Annotated in this window: 1 protein-coding gene and 1 pseudogene; one reads left to right on the top strand and one right to left on the bottom strand. The window is 46.6% G+C overall.

What is annotated here, in order from left to right; translation table 11 throughout:
• Positions 1-21: 21 nt before the first annotated feature.
• Positions 22-954, bottom strand: coding sequence for a LysR substrate-binding domain-containing protein (locus R7Q47_RS23555; protein ID WP_318089524.1), 933 nt, complete (start codon positions 952-954; stop codon positions 22-24).
• A 115-nt stretch (positions 955-1,069) separates the two neighbouring features.
• On the opposite strand from R7Q47_RS23555, the pseudogene R7Q47_RS23550 reads away from it, so the two are divergent.
• A pseudogene (locus R7Q47_RS23550) lies at positions 1,070-1,856 on the top strand (6-phospho-beta-glucosidase); the annotation flags it as partial.

Genomic DNA, 1,856 nt, shown 5'->3' with positions numbered 1-1,856 from the left:
GACTTGTGCCTCCCTTTGTTTTTATTGCGATGCAAGGGGAGGTAGCTGCGTTTCTAGCCATTCAATAAACGCCGCGTTTTTTGGCCTGTGTTGTTGGACGTTTAAACAAATCAAATCGTACCCTCTCCCTGCGTTGACGCGTTCAAAAGGCGCGACCAGTTCCCCCTTTTCCAAACTGGTTTGCACCAAAGATGCCCGTGCCATTGCGATGCCCATGCTATTTTTGGCGGCAATCATCGCCATATCGGCATGGTTAAAAAGGTAGGTTTTCTCCATCACATTAAGCGATTTCAACTCAGGGTTGCTTTGGCTTGCTAACCAGCTCTGCCATTCATGATTTGGCTCGTTTGCTTCTAACGATTCTGTGCAATGGATAAAGGTCACGGCCTCAAATTGACTGGCACTACTCACACCATCGGAGAAATGTATTTGGCTGTATTCAGGGCTACAAACCGGCATCAACTCTTCATCAAATAGCCTTTGATGATGGAAACCCGGATGCTCGCTGTCACTGTAGTAAATCGCAATATCAACGGGCTCATGTAAGAAATCTAATCGGCTTGCCTTTACTCGAAGCTTGATATTGAGAGAAGGATACAAACGCTGAAATTCCACCATACGCGGCAGTAACCAACTCTGTGCAAACGTGGGGGCCACGCCGATGTAAAGCTCGCCACGCAACTCGTTGAATTTGATGTCTTCAAGTTCAGAGAAAATCACCTCAAACGATTGGTTAAGCGCGTGCAGTAACCGCTCTCCTTCTTTGGTCAGCTCTAATCGCCGAGTCATGCGCACAAACAAGCTGAAACCCAGTTGTTCTTCCAGTGACTTAATGCGTTGGCTCACTGCCCCTTGGGTTATAAACAACTCTTCAGCGGCTTTGGTAAAACTGAGGCACTTACCAGCAACGGCGAAAGTGTACATGTTAGAGAGCATCTGCTGTTTTCTGTCCATCTTGGCACTCAACATAAATTAGAAAGGCTAATGCATAGCAAGTTTAAATTGGTTTGTATAGCGAATCACGATGCTTTTAAATCAAACTGTCTTATCCATAACGAGAAACAGCACGATGAAAAAGAATCTAAAAATTACCATTATTGGCGCAGGATCCAGTTACACGCCTGAGCTTATCGAAGGTCTCATCAAGCGCAATCATGAACTGCCTATCGGCGAGTTGTGGTTGGTCGATATTGAAGATGGCAAAGAGAAAGTCAGCATCATTGGCGATTTAACGCGCCGTATGTTGGCGAAAAACAACCTGTCTCATATTGATGTTCACGTCACGATGGATCGCAAACCCGCATTAAAAAACGCCGATTTTGTCTGTTCTCAATTTCGTGCAGGTTGTTTGGAAGGTCGCATCCGCGATGAACGCATCTCGCTTAAATACGGCATGATCGGTCAGGAGACCAATGGTTTAGGCGGTTTTGCTAATGCCTGTCGCACCATTCCTATCGCGCTGGAAATCTGTAAAGAGATGGAAGAATTGTGTCCAGACGCTTGGCTGCTGAACTTTACTAATCCATCAGGCATGGTGACCGAAGCAATTCTCAAACACACCAAAGTAAAAGCGGTCGGTTTGTGCAATGTGCCAGTGATCATGCAAAAAGGCATCGCGCAAATGCTGGGCGCTGACGAGCAAGACTTTGTATTGCAAGTCGCGGGTTTGAACCACTTTATCTGGGCGCGCCAGATCCTGCATGAAGGTCGCGATAAGCTACAAGAGGTGGTTGAAGCGATCTTATCGGGCAACGATCCTCTCGTTCCACAAAACATTCCTCCATTCGAATGGCCAACAGAACTGCTGCGCAATATGGGGATGATTCCATGCGCATACCTTCGCTACTATTACACCA

It is taken from the genome of Vibrio sp. Vb0349, from assembly GCF_033338975.1.
This window is presented reverse-complemented; position numbering and strand designations above follow the sequence as displayed.